Origin of the sequence: Streptomyces sp. 147326, assembly GCF_045000215.1 — a bacterium.
Taxonomy (GTDB): Bacteria; Actinomycetota; Actinomycetes; order Streptomycetales; family Streptomycetaceae; genus Streptomyces.
Genome location: NZ_CP134201.1, coordinates 1,702,894 through 1,718,624, shown reverse-complemented (window position 1 = coordinate 1,718,624; position 15,731 = coordinate 1,702,894). Strand labels below are relative to the sequence as shown.

Annotated in this window: 11 protein-coding genes and 1 pseudogene; 8 read left to right on the top strand and 4 right to left on the bottom strand. The window is 74.2% G+C overall.

Annotated features, from left to right (window positions below; genetic code table 11):
* Nucleotides 1–28 precede the first annotated feature (28 nt).
* Nucleotides 29–1,039 (top strand): DMT family transporter, encoded by a 1,011-nt coding sequence (locus RIU97_RS07830; RefSeq protein WP_404954523.1) that lies wholly within the window; start codon nucleotides 29–31, stop codon nucleotides 1,037–1,039.
* Nucleotides 1,032–2,246, top strand: coding sequence for an aromatic amino acid transaminase (locus RIU97_RS07825; RefSeq protein ID WP_404954521.1), 1,215 nt, complete (start codon nucleotides 1,032–1,034; stop codon nucleotides 2,244–2,246). The genes RIU97_RS07830 and RIU97_RS07825 overlap by 8 nt, the downstream gene beginning before the upstream one ends.
* A 71-nt stretch (nucleotides 2,247–2,317) precedes the next feature.
* Here RIU97_RS07825 and RIU97_RS07820 read toward each other — a convergent pair whose 3' ends face one another.
* The gene (locus RIU97_RS07820) at nucleotides 2,318–4,816 is read right to left on the bottom strand and encodes a discoidin domain-containing protein (RefSeq protein WP_404954519.1); all 2,499 of its coding nucleotides are present in this window, start codon (nucleotides 4,814–4,816) and stop codon (nucleotides 2,318–2,320) included.
* A 574-nt stretch (nucleotides 4,817–5,390) separates the two neighbouring features.
* Here RIU97_RS07820 and RIU97_RS07815 point away from each other — a divergent pair.
* On the top strand, nucleotides 5,391–6,530 hold the full coding sequence (locus RIU97_RS07815; protein ID WP_404954517.1) for a molybdopterin-dependent oxidoreductase: 1,140 nt from the start codon (nucleotides 5,391–5,393) through the stop codon (nucleotides 6,528–6,530).
* 146 nt (nucleotides 6,531–6,676) lie between these two features.
* Nucleotides 6,677–8,743 (top strand): SpoIIE family protein phosphatase, encoded by a 2,067-nt coding sequence (locus tag RIU97_RS07810; RefSeq protein WP_404954515.1) that lies wholly within the window; start codon nucleotides 6,677–6,679, stop codon nucleotides 8,741–8,743.
* Nucleotides 8,744–8,837: 94 nt separating this feature from the next.
* Here the strand turns inward: RIU97_RS07810 and RIU97_RS07805 are convergent, their stop codons facing one another.
* Both RIU97_RS07805 and RIU97_RS07800 read right to left on the bottom strand, forming a co-directional pair.
* Nucleotides 8,838–11,627 carry a SpoIIE family protein phosphatase gene (locus RIU97_RS07805; protein ID WP_404954513.1) on the bottom strand — a complete coding sequence of 930 codons (2,790 nt, stop codon included), beginning with the start codon at nucleotides 11,625–11,627 and terminating at the stop codon, nucleotides 8,838–8,840.
* Complete coding sequence (locus tag RIU97_RS07800; RefSeq protein WP_404954511.1) at nucleotides 11,624–12,619, bottom strand: GlxA family transcriptional regulator; 996 nt, start codon at nucleotides 12,617–12,619, stop codon at nucleotides 11,624–11,626. Before RIU97_RS07800 ends, RIU97_RS07805 begins: the two co-directional genes overlap by 4 nt.
* Nucleotides 12,620–12,726: 107 nt before the next feature.
* Between RIU97_RS07800 and RIU97_RS07795 the strand changes: the two genes are divergently transcribed.
* Entirely contained in the window at nucleotides 12,727–13,308 is a 582-nt protein-coding gene (locus tag RIU97_RS07795) for a cysteine hydrolase family protein (protein WP_404954509.1), read from the top strand.
* 73 nt (nucleotides 13,309–13,381) lie between these two features.
* Here the strand turns inward: RIU97_RS07795 and RIU97_RS07790 are convergent, their stop codons facing one another.
* Nucleotides 13,382–14,530: a glycerate kinase gene (locus tag RIU97_RS07790; RefSeq protein ID WP_404954507.1), complete on the bottom strand. Its 1,149-nt coding sequence runs from the start codon at nucleotides 14,528–14,530 to the stop codon at nucleotides 13,382–13,384.
* Between the two features lie 206 nt (nucleotides 14,531–14,736).
* Between RIU97_RS07790 and RIU97_RS07785 the strand changes: the two are divergent.
* From RIU97_RS07785 to RIU97_RS07775, 3 genes and pseudogenes are all read left to right on the top strand, one after another.
* A pseudogene (locus RIU97_RS07785) lies at nucleotides 14,737–14,916 on the top strand (BCCT family transporter); the annotation flags it as partial.
* A 65-nt stretch (nucleotides 14,917–14,981) separates the two neighbouring features.
* Nucleotides 14,982–15,176: a hypothetical protein gene (locus RIU97_RS07780; RefSeq protein ID WP_404954505.1), complete on the top strand. Its 195-nt coding sequence runs from the start codon at nucleotides 14,982–14,984 to the stop codon at nucleotides 15,174–15,176.
* An 18-nt stretch (nucleotides 15,177–15,194) separates the two neighbouring features.
* Nucleotides 15,195–15,695, top strand: coding sequence for an NUDIX domain-containing protein (locus RIU97_RS07775; RefSeq protein WP_404954503.1), 501 nt, complete (start codon nucleotides 15,195–15,197; stop codon nucleotides 15,693–15,695).
* Nucleotides 15,696–15,731: the final 36 nt, after the last annotated feature.

Genomic DNA, 15,731 nt, shown 5'->3' with positions numbered 1-15,731 from the left:
CCGAGTCCCAGAGGCTGGAGCAATTTCCTTGGTCGCGACGCACACCACCCGGGCGACCGTGCCTCCCGACGCGGCGGGCCCGCGGGCCGGACACCCCGGCCGGCGCGGGCTCTCCCCGAGGCTCCCGCGGCTCTTCCCCCGGCTCTCCCCGCAGGCCGAGGGCCTGCTCGCGCTGCTGGTGACCGTGGCGATCTGGGCGGCCTTCGCGCTCAGCGCCCGCGCCCTGAGCGCCTCCTCCCTGCTGCCGGCCGACGCGGCGCTGCTGCGCTTCGGCGTTCCCCTCGTCGTGCTCTTCCCCGCCCTGTGGCGGCGCCGCCGCCGCATCGCCGCGGTACGGCCCGGCGCCGCAGCCAAGATCATCTGCGGTGCGGGGGTGCCCTTCTTCCTCGCGGCGATGCACGGGGGCGCCCTGACCTCCGCCGCCTTCGTCGGCTCGATCGTCCCCGGCATGGTTCCGCTCTTCGTCTCCGCGATCATGATCCGCCGCGGGCACGGGGTGCCCCGCGGGACGCAGACGGCCGGGCTCGCGCTGATCGCGGCCGGCGTCGCCGCCCTCGTCTGGCGCTACGTCGTCCCGGTGGACACCGACGTGCTCGCCGGCTCCGGCATCCTCCTGGTCGCCAGCGGACTGTGGGCCCTCTACACGGTGGGCCTGCGCGAGGTGGACCTCGATCCCGTCGGATCGATCGGACTGCTGTGCCTGCCCTCCTTCGCCGTGATCGCGATCCTGGTCCTGACCGGTGTGCTCCCGACGGGCATCGCGCACGCGGCGGGCAGCGACATCGCGCTGTTCCTCGTGGTGCAGGGGCTCGGCGTCGGGCTGTGCGCCGGCCTGCTCTACGCCTTCGCCATCCGCAGGCTCGGCGCCGAGCGCAGCTCCGTCGTCGGCAGCCTCAGCCCCGTCGCCGTCGTCCTGCTCGCCGTTCCCCTGCTCGGCGAGACGCCGACCCTCGCCGTGCTCGTCGGCGTCCCCCTGATCACCGCCGGCGTCGTCCTCGCCAACCGCCGCCCCCGACCCGAGGTTCCCGCAGATGCTTGAGCTCCTCCCCCCGCCGCCCACCGATCCGCTGTGGGACCTGACCTACGAGTTCGGCAGCGACGAGCGGCCCGAACGGCTGAACCTCGTCCTCGGGGTCTACCGGGACCAGACGGGAACCACGCCGGTCATGGCCGCCGTACGCGAGGCCGAGATGCGCCTGGCGGAGCGCTCCGAGTCCAAGGAGTACCGCGGGCTCTCCGGGAACGCCGCCTTCAACCGCTCCCTGCTCGACCTGGTGCTGGGTCCGGACGGGCCGGCCGACCGGGCTGCTGCCGTCCAGACCGTCGCCGGTTCCGGCGCGCTGCGGCTGCTGGCCGATCTGGTCTGCCGGACCCGCCCGGGCACCACGGTGTGGATCAGCGATCCGGCGTACGTCAACCACCGGCCCATCCTGGAGGCCGCCGGGCTGAAGGTCCGTACGTACGGCTGGCGCGACGCCGAGGGCGGCTTCGACGCGGCCGGCGTCCTGCGGGAGCTGCGGGAGGCCCGGCGGGACGACGTGGTGCTGCTCCAGGGGTGCTGCCACAACCCCACGGGCGTGGACCCGCTGCTGGACGACTGGGAGGCGCTGGCCGAGTCGGCCGTCCGCGGCGGCTGGGTGCCCTTCGTGGACCTCGCCTACCACGGGCTCGGCGACGGCCTGGAGTCCGACCTGCTGGCCACGCGGATGCTGGCGGCGCGCGTACCGGAGATGCTGATCGCCGTCAGCTGCTCGAAGAACTTCGGCCTCTACAGCGACCGCGTCGGCTGCGCCATCGTGCTCGGGGCCTCGGCCCAGGCCGTGCGGCACGCCGAGACGGCCCTGCAGAACGCCGCCCGGACGCTGTACTCGATGCCGCCCGAACACGGTGCGGCGGTCGTCACCACGATCCTGGAGGACCAGGGGCTGAGGGCCGCCTGGCGCGCGGAACTGGACGTCATGCGCAGCCGGATCATGGCCAACCGGGCCGATCTGACCGCCCACCTGAGCGCCCTGGGCTGCGCCGAGCAGGCGCGCTCCCTCGCCCGGCAGAAGGGGATGTTCTCGATGCTCCCGCTCACCGCGCCGCAGATGCTCCAGCTGCGCAGGCAGTACGCGGTCTACGGCACGACCTCCGGGCGGATCAACATCGCGGGCATCCCGGCGCACCGCATCCCCTGCCTCGCCCGGGGCATCGCGGGGGTCCTCGGCACGGCCGACACGCTCCGGGCCGTGCAGACGGCGTAGCCGGGGAGGAGCGGTGCCCGGCCGGAAACGACGGCCGGACACCGCTCGGGATCGCCCGGGATCACCCGGGGTCAGGAGACGGCGAGGAACCTGGCGGTGCTCGGGACCCCCTGGGCGTCGAGGGCGAAGAGCATGTAGTTGCCCGGCAGGACCACACCGGTGTCGGCGGGAACGGACACCGTGTAGGAGTTGGTTCCGGCGGCCGTGGACACCAGGGGGACCCGGCGCTGGTCGTTGTCGGTGGAGTGGGTCGCGGCGGCGGCCCGCATCAGGACGAACGAGGCCACCGGCCCCTCGGTGCTCACCGTGAGCGAGGTGCCGGGCGCCGTCCTGGACGGCACGCCACCGGAGATGACGGGACGCGGCTTCGGCGTGCCGTCCGCGTTCAGCAGGTACGGCGGTGTGAACACCGCCCCGTCGGCGTGGTTGGTGGCGCAGTCGCCGCACAGGCCCCCGCCCCCGGAGAAGATCCGCCCGTCCGGCAGCAGGTTGGCCACGCTGTGGTAGTTGCGCGGCACGGCCATCGAGGCGAGCGGGGTGAAGGATCCGGTCGCCGGGTCCCACAGCTCGGGCGTCAGCACCGAGGTCGCGTCGCTGAACGGCACCGGATAGGCCTGCCCGCCGAAGACGGCCACCTTGCCGTCGGGCAGGACGACGCTGTTGCTGAAGGCGCGGGCGTGCTCCATGTCCCCGGTGCGGGCGGCCTGCGCCTGGCTGCCGGAGACGCTCACCGTGTAGGCGCGCCGGGTGGCCGGGCTGTCCTGGTAGGCGGGGGAGCCGCCCAGGGTGAGCAGCTTGCCGATGTCGTAGGAGACGGCGTTGCCGGTCATGGCGTCCTGGCTGTCGGCCCGGGTGCCGGCGGCGGTGATGCTGCCCTGGCCCGTGGTCGAGATCCAGTTCATCTGCTTGCTCGGACCCAGCTGCAGCACCTTGCCGCCCGAAGTGGCGTACAGCCACATGTGGTTGTCGGCCCGGTAGGGCCCGGCCGGGTCGGCCGTCAGCGCCGGGACGGCGGAGACGCCCGGGAGCTTGCGCCAGGTACGGGTGTCCGGCGACCAGGCCTCACCCGCCTTGTCGCCCGCCGCCCCGCTCCAGGAACCGCCCAGGACGAAGGCCTCGCCGGTGGAGAGCAGCGTCATGGCCTGGTAGCCGCGGGCGATGTTCATGCTGGTGGTGGCGGACCAGTCGTCGGTGGCCGGGTCGTAGACGCTCGCCTTCTCCGCGTTGCTGCCCCCGGTGACCAGCACCCGGCCGTCGGCCAGCATGGCGATGCCCGGACAGAACATGTCGTGGCCGGTGTTGTCGATGCGGCGCTGGGTGACCTTCCCGGTCTTCAGGTCCAGGATCGCGGTCTGGGTGTAGCCGCTGCTGCCGCCGAAGCGGTCGACCGCGTACGCCGACCAGGCCAGCAGCTTGTCGCCGGGCAGGGCGGCGGTGGCCACGGGCACCAGCGGGAAGCCGGTGATCCGGCCCCAGGAGCCGTGGACGGCCGGGCTGGCCGGCCCGCTCAGACGGATCTCGGCGGCCGAGGTCCACGGGCCGCGGGCGCCGGCCTCGCTCGTCACGGTCAGACGTACGTAGCGGGCGTGCTCGGCCCGGGTGAAGGTGGCGGTCTTGACGGTGTCGTCGTCCCGCCAGGTGCCCGAGGCCACCGGCGCGGCGAAGGTGAAGCCGTCGGTGCTGGTCTGGACGCTGTACGCGCCCGCCCGCCCGTTGGGCCCGTCCGCGCGCGGGTGGTAGACGAGTGCGGAGACGACCGAGGTGCGGTGCATGTCGATGGTGAGGGTGTGCGGCGGCGGGGTGGCGGTGCCGCTCCACTTGCTGTGCCAGAGGGTGCTGGTGTTGCCGTCGAGCACGTTGGCCGCGCGGCCGTTCTCGCCGGCGGTCTCCTCGTCGCTCGCGGTGGCCGTCCAGCCGGTCCGGGACAGGTCGACGGTGGCCGCCGGGGTGCCGGGGTCGCCCAGTACCTCGATCTCGGCGGCGGAGCTCCAGGGCCCGCGGCCGCCGGCCTCGGTCAGCGCCGTGAGGCGCACGAACCGGGCTCCCTGCGGGGCGAAGCCCAGCGTCTTGGTGCCGGCGTCGTCGGCGAGGGTGCCCGTGGCGACGGGGGTTCCCCAGCTCTGCCCGTCCGTGCTGAGACTGATGCCGTACTCACCGATGCGCCCGTTGGGCCCGTCCGCGCGCGGGTGGTAGACGAGTGCGGAGACGACCGAGGTCTGTCGCATGTCGATGGTGAGGGTGTGCGGCAGGGGAGTGGCGGTGCCGCTCCACTTGCTGTGCCAGAGGGTGTTGGTGTTGCCGTCGAGCACGTTGGCCGCGCGGCCGTTCTCGCCGGCGGTCTCCTCGTCGCTCGCGGTGGCCGTCCAGCCGGTCCGGTCGAGGACGGGAGCCGTGGGTTCCATCGCGTTCGCCGGCGCTATGCCGTGGTGCGGTGACTGCTTCGCCGTCTGCTGGTCCTGCGGGACGGGTGTGGGCCGGGGGGCCGGGGCCCGGCCGGCCGCCGTGCTGGAGACCCCGAGCCACGGGGTCAGGCCGATCAGCAGTGAGCCGAGGCCGAAGGCTATGAGCAAGTGGGAACGGCGTAACAGGCGTGGAAAGGCGAGGGAGCGCCTGGACTGCAATCTGACCTCCTGGGGCGACGGGACATGCCCCAGAGAACATAGGTCAGGTCAAACGCAACTCTCCCGAAAAAAGGGAGAGTTGGCGTGAAGCGACCTGGCCGGTGGAATGTGCGCGACGCGCACCGGACGCGGGGAGGAGGCGCGGAAGGCGCGCGGAGAACGCGCGGAGAACGTGCGGAGAACGTGCGGAGGGCGAGCGCGGAAGAGGCTCGGAGGATGGGCGGGCGCGGTCGGGCGCGGGACGGGCGCGCACACGACAGTCCCCGGCAGTTCCGTCGATTCCATGAGCCATCCGCCGTCGCCGATGGCTCCCCTGGTCGACAGATGCTGCCGGGGGCCTGGCCAGAGCCTGGACAAGGGTCACGCGGGCCTGAGGACGTCTCCAGAGGGAGGTGCGGCTCTATCCGGTTATCCGGTGTATTGATGAGTTTCCTCCCTATTCATCCGTAGTCAAGACCCTGCCGGAAGTACGCTGAAAGTAATCCGCGTCGCGCTCGGAACGAGCCCGACGGAAGGTGACGCGATGACCGCACGGCCGGTTTCACGAGGTGAGCGCGGGCCCGGTGCCACGGTCTGGGAGCCCGAGACCGTGACGGCCGACCCGTACAACGCCCAGACCCCCTCGGCCGCGCTCGCCGCGCCGGTCACGCCCGTGGGGGCCTTCTTCGTACGCGACCACTTCGGCATCCCGCGCACCGACCCCGCCCGGTGGCGGCTCCGGCTCGAGGGCGCCGCCGCCGCTCCCTTCTCCCTCGGTCACGCGGAACTCCTCGCGATGGAACACCGGGAGCTCGACGTCGTCGTGGAGTGCGCGGGCAACGGCCGCGGCCTGATGAGACCGCCCCCGCCCGGCCTGCCGTGGAGCCAGCAGGCGGTGGGCTGCGCGCACTTCGCGGGCGTGCCCTTCCACGCCCTCGCCGAACGGGCCGGGATCGATCCGGCAGCCGTGGAGATCGTCTTCACCGGAGCCGACTCCGGCACCGTGCACGGCCGCCCGACGCCCTTCGAGCGCAGCCTCCCGCTCGCCGTGGCCCTCCACCCGGACACCCTCCTCGCCACCCGCATGAACGGCGAGCCGCTGGCGCCCGAGCACGGGGCGCCGGTCCGCCTGGTGGTGCCCGGCCGGTACGCCGTCGCCGATGTGAAGTGGCTGGTCGGGGCGCGGGCCGTGACGCACGCGTTCACCGGCGCCTTCCAGACCGAGGAGTACCTCTACCTCGCCTCCCGCGGCACCCCCGAGGGACCCGTCACGACCGTGCGGGTCAAGTCGGTCATCACCGAGCCCGAGCCGGACACGGCCGTGCGCCGCGGCCACGAGACCCTCGTCCGGGGCCGCGCCTGGTCGGGCGGCGGGGTCCCCGTACGGAGCGTCGAGGTGCGGGCCGCGTACGAGGACGACGGGCCGGACCTCGACGGGGGCGCGGACGGCGACGGGGGCGCGGACGGCGGCCGGGGCTGGCGCCCGGCCGTGCTCGAACCGCCGGCGGGCCCGTACGGCTGGAGCGGCTGGTCGTACCGGTGGACGCCGCAGCGCCCCGGGCCGTACCGGCTGCTGTCCCGTGCCACCGACGCCCACGGCGACACCCAGCCGGCGCGGGCCCCGTGGAACGCCCGCGGCTACGGCTGCAACCCCGTGGCCTGCGTCGAGGTGGTCGTCGTATGAGCCGGAGGCGCGGACCGGCGGCCGGTCGCCCCGCACCCGCTCGGCCTGCGCCCCTCCGGGCTTCTCCACCAGATGCAGAGCCCCGCGCCCATGCCTCGGATAGGGTGAATCGGTAGGAATCAGCCCCCCGGGGTGAGGTCGGTGCATTGGACACGTACCAGTCGACGAGCGAGGTGCCAGAGCAGCCGGTGGCGGCTGTCGGGTACGCGGGCGTGCTCCGAGAGCTGCTGCCGATCGCCCTCTGGCGCGAGGACGCCGACGGCCGCATCATCGAGTGGTCGCTGGCCGCCCAGGACCTGCTCGGGCACCGGCCCGAGGACATCATCGGCCGCCCCGGCGCCGCCGTCCTCGTCCCCGAGGCCAACCGGGAGCTCGCCGACCAGCTGACCCGGCGCGTCCAGGCCGGCGAGACCGTCGTCGGCACCCTGCCCGTGCGCCACCGCGACGGCCACCGCGTCCCCATGGAGATGTGGATCGTGCCCGCCGTGGACCCGCAGGGCCGCATGGGCGCCATGCTCATCGCCGTGGAGACCTCCGAGGTCCTCCACATGCGGGACTCGCTGGCCGCCCTGCAGAGCCTCTTCACCCAGTCACCCATCGGCCTCGCCACCCTCGGCCCCGACCTGCGCTTCCTCCGGGTCAACGACGCGCTGGCCCGGATGAACGGCGTCTCCGCCGCCGAGCACCTGGGCAGACGGCTCACCGAGGTGGTGCCCGGGGTCAACGCCGTCGCCCTGGAGGCGACGATGCGGCAGGTCCTCGACCGCGGCACCGCGGTCGTCGACGTCCGCCGCACCGGGCGGACCCCCGCCGACCCCGAGCGCGACCGGACCTGGTCCTGCTCGTACGCCCCGCTGCTCGACGGCTCCGGCCGGGCCCTCGGGGTGATCGCCTCCCTCATCGACATCACCGACGGCCAGCAGGCACAGGCCGAGGCCGAACGGGCCCGGCACCGGTTCGCGCTGCTGGCGGAGGCCGGCACCCGCATCGGCACGACCCTGGACCTCCACCAGACCGCCCAGGAGATCGTGGACGTGCTGGTGCCGCAGCTCGCGGACTCGGCCGACGTACAGCTGCTCGAAGCGGTGCTGGGCCCCGACGAGGGCGTGGCGCCCGCCGCCTCCACCCGCGGTGTCCTGCGCCGCATGGCGGCCCGCTTCCCCGACCCGGCCGCACCCACCGCGAAACTCACCCCCGGCCAGACCTTCCAGATCCCCGTGGGCAGCCATTACGAGCGGATCGTCGCGGAGGGGCGGCCCATGAACCTCTACGTCTCCGACATCCCCGCCCTGATCACGTCCCCGCGCGCCGACGCCCTGCGCGCCTACCTCGCCACCCTGGGCTCGGCGCGGCTGGTCCCGCTCGTCGCGCGCGGCACGGTGCTCGGCGCGGTCACCGTGACGCGCACGCGCGAGCGGGAGCCCTTCGACGAGCAGGACTGCGTACTCGTCGACGAGCTGGTCGCCCGCGCGGCCCTCAACATCGACAACGCCCGGATGTACACCCGCCAGCGGCAGGCGGCCCTGACCCTCCAGCGCAGCCTCACCAACAGCGCGCTGCCCGAGGTCCCCGGCCTCGCGCTCACCGGGCGCTACCTGCCCGCCAGCGACCACGACGTCGGCGGGGACTGGTTCGACGTCATCCCCCTGCCCGGCGGCCGGACCGGGCTGGTCATCGGGGACGTCATGGGCCACGGGATCCACGCGGCGGCCGTCATGGGGCAGCTGCGCACGGCGGTACGGACCCTCGCGCGCCACGACGTGTCCCCGGCGCTGATGCTCGCCTCGCTCGACGCCGTGGTGGCCGACCTGGGCGAGGACGAAATGGCGACCTGCGTCTACGCCGTGTACGACCCGGCGTCCGGCGGCTGCGTCGTCGCCCGCGCCGGGCATCCGCCGCCGGCGCTGGTCGCCACCGACGGGACCGTCTCCTTCCTGGACGGACCGCCCGGCACCCCGCTGGGCACCGGCGGGCAGGACTTCCGCACCGAGGAGGTGCGGCTGCCCGCGGGGAGCCTGCTCGTGCTCTACACCGACGGCCTCATCGAGGCCCGGGACCGGGACCTTGACCAGGGCATGGACCAGCTGGCGCAGGCCCTGCGCCGGGTGGACCGGCCGCTGGAGGAACTGTGCGACGGGATCCTGCGGTCGCTGCTGCCGTGCGCCCAGCAGGACGACGTGGCGGTGCTGCTGGCCCGGACCCGGCCGGCGTGACGGGACGGCACGAGGGGCCGCACCCGGCACGCGTCGGCCACCGGCCACCTCACGGCAGGCCGGCTCAGCCCCGGCCCGGCGTGCCCCGCCGCGGTCACCAGGCCATGTTCTCCAGCGCGTCCAGGTCCGGCGGCCCCGGTTCCTGCGGCTCCCCGCCCCCGGTCAGGGGCAGCTCGGCCCAGATGACCTTGCCGCGCTCGGTGTAGCGGGTGCCCCACCGGTCGGCGTACTGAGCGACGAGGAACAGCCCGCGCCCGCCCTCGTCGGTGGTGGCCGCGTACCGCAGGTGCGGGGAGGTGCTGCTGCCGTCGGAGACCTCGCAGATGAGGGTGCGGTCGCGCAGCAGCCGGACCCGTACGGGCGCGCTCCCGTACCGGATGGCGTTGGTGATCAGCTCGCTGAGGATGAGCTCGGTCGTGAAGGAGACCTCCTCCAGCCCCCAGGCGGCGAGCTGCGCGGAGCCCGCGTTGCGCACCCGCGAGACGGCCGAGGGTTCGCCGGGCACCTCCCACTCGGCGATGCGGTCGGTCTCCACCCGACGGGTGTCGGCGATCAGCAGGGCGATGTCGTCGCTCGGCACCGGGAACAGCATCACGGCGAGCACGTCCGCACAGGCCTGCTCCGGGCTGCGGCCGGGCCGCGCCAGCGTCTCGCCCAGCAGGCGCAGGCCGGTGTCGAAGTCCCGGTCGCGGTCCTCCACCAGGCCGTCGGTGAACAGCGCGAGGCGGCTCCCCTCGGGCAGCGTGAACTCGGTGGCCTCGAAGGGCATGCCCCCCACACCGAGCGGAAGCCCGGTCGGCAGTTCGGGGAACTCCACCTGTCCGTCGGGGCGGATCAGCGCGGGTCCGGGGTGCCCGGCGCTGGCCATCGTGCACCGCCCCGAGACCGGGTCGTAGACCGCGTAGAGACAGGTGGCACCGGTGACCGCGGCGGGCTCGGGCACCCCCTCCGGGTCGTCCCCGTCCTCGTTCGCGCCGCCCCCGGTCTCGTTCTGGTCGATCCGGTTGATCAGCTCGTCCAGGTGTCCGAGCAGCTCGTCGGGCGGCAGGTCCAGGGTGGAGAAATTGTGCACGGCGGTCCGCAGCCGGCCCATGGTGGCCGCCGCGTGCACCCCGTGCCCGACGACGTCGCCGACGACCAGGGCCACCCGGGCGCCGGGCAGCGGGATCACGTCGAACCAGTCCCCGCCCACCCCCGCCTTGGCGGGCAGATAGCGGAAGGCCACCTCCACGGCGTTCTGCTCGGGCAGCACCCGGGGCAGCAGGCGGCGCTGGAGGGTCACGGCCATCGCGTGCTCGCGGGTGAAGCGGCGGGCGTTGTCGATGGAGACGGCCGCGCGTGCGCCCAGCTCCTCCGCGAAGGACAGGTCCTCCTCGTCGAAGGCCTCCGGGGTGTCGGCCCGCCAGAAGTTGGCCATGCCCAGGACCACGCCGCGCGCCTGGAGCGGTACGGAGATCAGCGAGTGGAGTCCGTAGTCGAGGGCCTCGCGGGTCCCTTGCTCGTCCTGGGCCCGCCAGCCCATGGCCGCGTTCAGGTCGGCCGCGAGCACCGCGTGTCCGGCGTCCAGGGCGGCCGCCATCGGGGCCGTGGGCACGACGAACCGGATGACGTCGCCGGCCGGCTGGAGCGGCGTGTCCGTGCGGATACCGGTGATGGCCGCCCGGCGCATCTCGGAGTAGGTGCCGGAGGTCAAGGAGGGCTCGTCCCCCCGCAGCACCGGCTCCAGCAGTTCCACCGTGACGAAGTCCGCGAAGCGCGGGACCGCGACCTCCGACAGCTCCTCGGCGGTCCGCACCACGTCCAGGGTGGTCCCGATCCGCACTCCGGCGTCGTACAGCAGCTGTAGCCGGCCGCGGGCCACCTCGGCCCGGCCGGACACGGCGGCGAGCTCGGTGGAGTCGCGCAGGGTCACGACGCTGCCCGTGGACATGCCCCGGTACTGCTTGGTGGGCCGTACGTTGACCGCGAGCAGCCGGTCACCCGCCAGGTGCACCTGGTCCGTCACGACCCGGCCGGAGACGAGCAGCTCGGTGGTGCGCGGGTCGAGCCCGAGGTCGGCGACGGCGCGCCCCTCGGAGTCCGGCGTCAGGTCGAGGAGCCGGCGGGCCTCGTCGTTGGCGAGGACGAGCCGGTCGTCCGCGCCGATGATGAGCACGCCCTCGCGCACGGCGTGCAGCACGGCCTCGTGGTGCTCGTTCATCCGGGTCATCTCGGCGGGGCCCAGGCCGCGGGTCTGGCGCCGCAGCCGGCGGCTGACCAGGGCGGCGCCCGCGGTGCCGAGCGCCAGGCCGCCCGCGGCGGCGCCGAGCAGCAGCGGGAGCTGGCCCTCGACCACCATGGAGACGTTCTCCACCTCGATGCCGGTGCCGACCAGGCCGACGACGACGCCTTCGGCGTTCCGTACGGGGACCACGGACCGGACGGCGTCGCTCGGCTCGCCCGTGAAGGTCTCCGTGAAGGACTGGCCGGCGACGGCGCGGCTGAGGTCGCCGGTGGCCCGCCGGCCGATCAGTTCCGGGCGCGAGTCGGTGTAGCGGATCCCGTCGGTGCTCATCACGGCGATGAAGTCGACGCCCGAGGCCCGGCGGGCGGCCTCGGCCAGCGGCTGGAGCGTGGGGGTCGGATTCCGCGACGCCAGGGCCGCCGCGAGACCGGGGGAGTGGGCGAAGCCCTCGGCGACCGCGAGCGAGCGGTGGCGCGCGTCGCGCTCGCTGTCGTACCGGGCCTGGATCACCAGGGCCACCGCGGCAGCGGTGATCAGCAGCAGCACGATCACCGCCTGGAGGGCGAAGACCTGACCGGCGACACTGTGCGCCCCGAGGGACGGGCGTGCCCGCAGGCGCGAGCCCCACCCGGTCGGCTGGCGACCATTACGTCCGGTCATGAGCCCTTTCTAACACTGTCCGGAGGGTTTGGAGCGGCTGCGGGGGCGGCGGCGGCCGCACGATACGCACGGGGACCGAGGCCGACGTGCGAGGTGAAGTGCTGGCGGAAGGTGACCTCGCTGGCGAAACCGGCCCGCCGGGCCACCTCCGGCACCGGGTGGTCGGTGCGCTCGAGCAGCTTGCGGGCCGCGTCCAGCCGGTGGCCCAGGAGCCAGCGGTGCGGGGTGGTGCCGGTGGCCGCGGCGAAGTGCCGGGCGAAGGAGCGCGGGGACATGCCGGCCCAGCGGGCCATGGTGGCCACGGACAGCGGCTCGTGCAGGGAGCGCAGGGCCCGCTCCCGTACGGCGGCCAGCGCCTCGGCGGTCCGGTCCGCGGCCGGCACGGGCCGGTCCAGGTACTGGGCGTGGCCCCCGGTGCGGAAGGGGCCCGTCACCATCGAGCGGGCGATGGCCGCGGCGGCCTCGGCGCCGTGCGCCTCCCGGACCAGGTGCAGGCAGAGGTCGATCCCGGAGGCCACCCCGGCGGAGGTCCACAGCCCGCCGTCCTCCACGTAGAGCGGGGCGTCCTCGACCACGACCTCCGGATGGCGGGCGGCGAGCTGCGGCGCCAGCCACCAGTGGGTGACCGCCCGGCGGCCCTCCAGCAGCCCGGCCTCCGCCAGGACGAACGCTCCGGCGCACAGGGCGGCGATCGGCACGCCCCGGCCGTGCGCCTCCCGCAGGGCCGCGAGGACCGGCCCCGGCGTCGGATCGGACGGTTCGGCCAGGGCCGGTACGACGATCAGGTCGGCCGAGGCCAGCCAGTCGAGCCCCCGGTCGGGGGCCAGGGTCAGCCCGCCGGGCAGCGGGATCGGGCCGGGCTCCGCGGCGCACCGGCGCAGCTCGAATTCGGGCACCCCGGCGCGGCTGCGGTCGGGGCCCCAGACCTCGGTGATGACGGCGAGGTCGAAGCTGCGGATACCGGGCTGGACGGCGATGGCGACGCGGCGCATCGGGCCAGTGTGCCAGCACGGGCGAGGCTGCCACCCTGGCAGGATCTCATCGGTCCGGGACCTCGCAGCCGCTGTCGGGACCACGGCCCGGCGGACAGCATGGAGCCATGACACAGACCGCGATCGAGATCGCCCCGAACAGTGCCCTCCTGGTCATCGACGTGCAGAAGGGTTTCGACGACGCGTCCTTCTGGGGGCCCCGCAACAACCCGGCCGCCGAGGACAACATCGCCGCCCTGATGGACGCCTGGCAGGCCGCCGGCCGTCCGGTGGTCCTCGTCCGGCACGCCTCCGTGCAGCCCGGCTCCGTCCTGGCGGCGGACCAGCCCGGCCACGCCTTCAAGGACCTGGTCGAGAAGCGGCGCCAGGGGGCCCTGGTGATCACCAAGACCGTGAACTCCTCCTTCTACGGCACTCCGGACCTGGCCGACTGGCTGAAGGCCCGGGGCATCGGCCAGCTGGTGCTGGTCGGCATCCAGACCAACATGTGCGTCGAGACCACGGCCCGGATGGCGGGGAACCTGGGCTACGAGGTACTGGTCCCGCTCGACGCCACCCACACCTTCGACCTCGCCGGGCCGGGGGGCCTGAGCCTGACGGCGGACGAACTCGCCACCGCCACCGCGGTGAACCTCCAGGGCGGCGGCTTCGCCCGCGTGGTGACCACGGCCCAGCTCCTCGCGGCGTAGCACCGCGGCCGGAACGGCTGAGGGCCCGGACCCCGGGTGGGGGGTCCGGGCCCTCAGGGGCCTGGTGGCGGGGTCAGAGGACGTCGGCGGCGATGTTGGCCGCGACCCGCTCCAGCAGGGGACCCGCGTTCGGGATGGACTTCGCCGGGTCCGGCTCCAGGTCCGTGAGCGGGTACGCCTTGCGGATGCCGGCCGCCTCCAGGGCATCCTGGGTCAGCAGCAGCCGGCCGCAGACCGCCACCACCGGCTTGCCCGCCGCGCGCGCCGCGGCCGCGACGCCCGCCGGGGCCTTGCCGTGCAGGGTCTGCTCGTCCAGCGAGCCCTCACCGGTGATGACGAGCGTGGCCCGCTCCAGGGCCGGGGCGAAGCCCAGCACCTCCAGCATCAGCTCGATGCCGGGACGGAACGTGGCGCCGAGGAGCAGGGCGCCGTAGCCGATGCCGCCCGCGCCGCCCGCACCCGGGAGCACCGCGCACTCGGCGGCCTTCGCGCCGATCGACTTCTCCAGCACCGCCGCGAAGTGCGCGAGCGCCGCGTCGAGCGTCGCCACGTCCTCGGGCGAGGCGCCCTTCTGCGGGCCGTAGACCGCCGGCGCGCCCTTCGGGCCGGTCAGCGGATTGTCCACGTCGCTCGCGAGGACGAATTCCACGTCCGCGAAGCGCGGGTCGACGCCGGACAGGTCGGCCGAGGCCAGGTCGGCCAGCGCGCCGCCGCCCGGACCGACCGGTTCGCCGTTCGCATCCAGGAACACGGCGCCCAGCGCGGCCAGCATCCCGGCGCCGCCGTCGGTGGTGGCGCTGCCGCCCACGCCGAAGACGATCGAGCGCGCACCCGCGTCCAGCGCGGCCTTCAGCAGCTCGCCCGAGCCGTACGTGGTCGCCGTCAGCGCGGCGAAGGTGCCCGCCGGCAGCAGCTGCAGCCCGGAGGCCTCCGCCATCTCGACCACCGCGGTGCCCTCGCGCAGCGCGAAGGCGGCCGTGACCTGGTCACCGAGGGGTCCGGTGACCCGTACCTCCCGGCGCTCGAAACCGGCCGCCACGGCGGCCGCGACCGTACCGTCGCCGCCGTCCGCGACGGGGAGGGTCTCGATCTCCACGCCCGGTACGGCCGAGCGAAGGCCGGCCGTCACCCGCTCCGCGACCTGAACGGCCGTGAGCGAGCCCTTGAATTTGTCCGCGGCGATGAGCACGCGCGCGGCCTCAGTTACTGCTCCGTCCGTCACCTTGCTATTCCCTTGCTATCGAACAGTGCAGTCGCGCCGCCATGAGCTTATCCGGAGGATCCTCCTATGCCCATGAGTGGCCTGGGCCACACCCGGCGCGCCATGCCCCTAAATACGGATATACGCCTGCATAGCGTGGCCGCATGAGCGCCGAATCACTGGAACGGCCACGTCCGGACCCCCCGGACGCGGACTCCGGCGGCCCCCTGGCCCCGCCGCCCGCCTCCGGGGCGGCCCCCCGCACGGGCGCCGCCGCCCTCGCGGCCATGGAGTACTCCTTCTTCCACTGGACCCTCACCCCCTGGGCCGTCGGCATCGCCGGCCTGGCCCTCGCCTACGCGACCTTCCGCAAGGGCCGCGGCAACCGGGTGGCGATGCTCCTGGTCATGACCTCCTTCGTGACCAGCGCCGACTCGGCCTCCCTGGTCATGGGCTGCTCTGCAGGGCCCTGGTGAAGGAGCTCCGCGAGGACCCCGGCGCCGGACCCGCCCGCCACCACGCCCTGCACGGCATGCGGGACGCCGTGCGGGCCATGGTCGGCGACGCCCTCACCGAACAGGGGCCCGACCGCCACCCGCGGCTGCGGCGCGTCGCCGGGTCCAGGGGCCGGGACCGCGAGGACGGGCCTGGCGGCTCCGGGGCGTGATCTCGGTAGGGTGGCGGCGTGACCACCACGGATGACTTCGCCACGTACATCGCGAGCCTGCCCAAGGTGCTGGCCGGCGCGGCCGCCCTCTACCGGGACGCCGAGGGCAGGGTCCTGCTCGTCGAGCCCAACTACCGCGAGGGATGGACCCTGCCGGGCGGCACCGTCGAGTCGGACGAGGGCGAGTCGCCGCGCACCGCCGCCCGCCGCGAGAGCGCCGAGGAGATCGGCCTCGACCTCCCGCTCGGCCGGCTGCTCGCCGTCGACTGGTCCCTCGGCGACGGCCGCCCGCCGCTGGTCGCCTACGTCTACGACGGCGGCGTGCTCGACTCCGGACAGCTCGCCTCGATCAAGCTCCAGGAAGAGGAGCTGATCTCCTGGCGGCTGGTCGAGCCCGCCGAACTCGCCGCCCACCTCCCAGGATCGCTCGGCCGGCGCACCGAAGAGGCGTACCGGATCCTGCAGTCGGGCGAGGGCACGGTGGAACTGGAGAACGGCCGCCGACCGGCGGTTTCGTAAACACGAGGCTTACTTCGAGCAGGACAGAATCAGCTG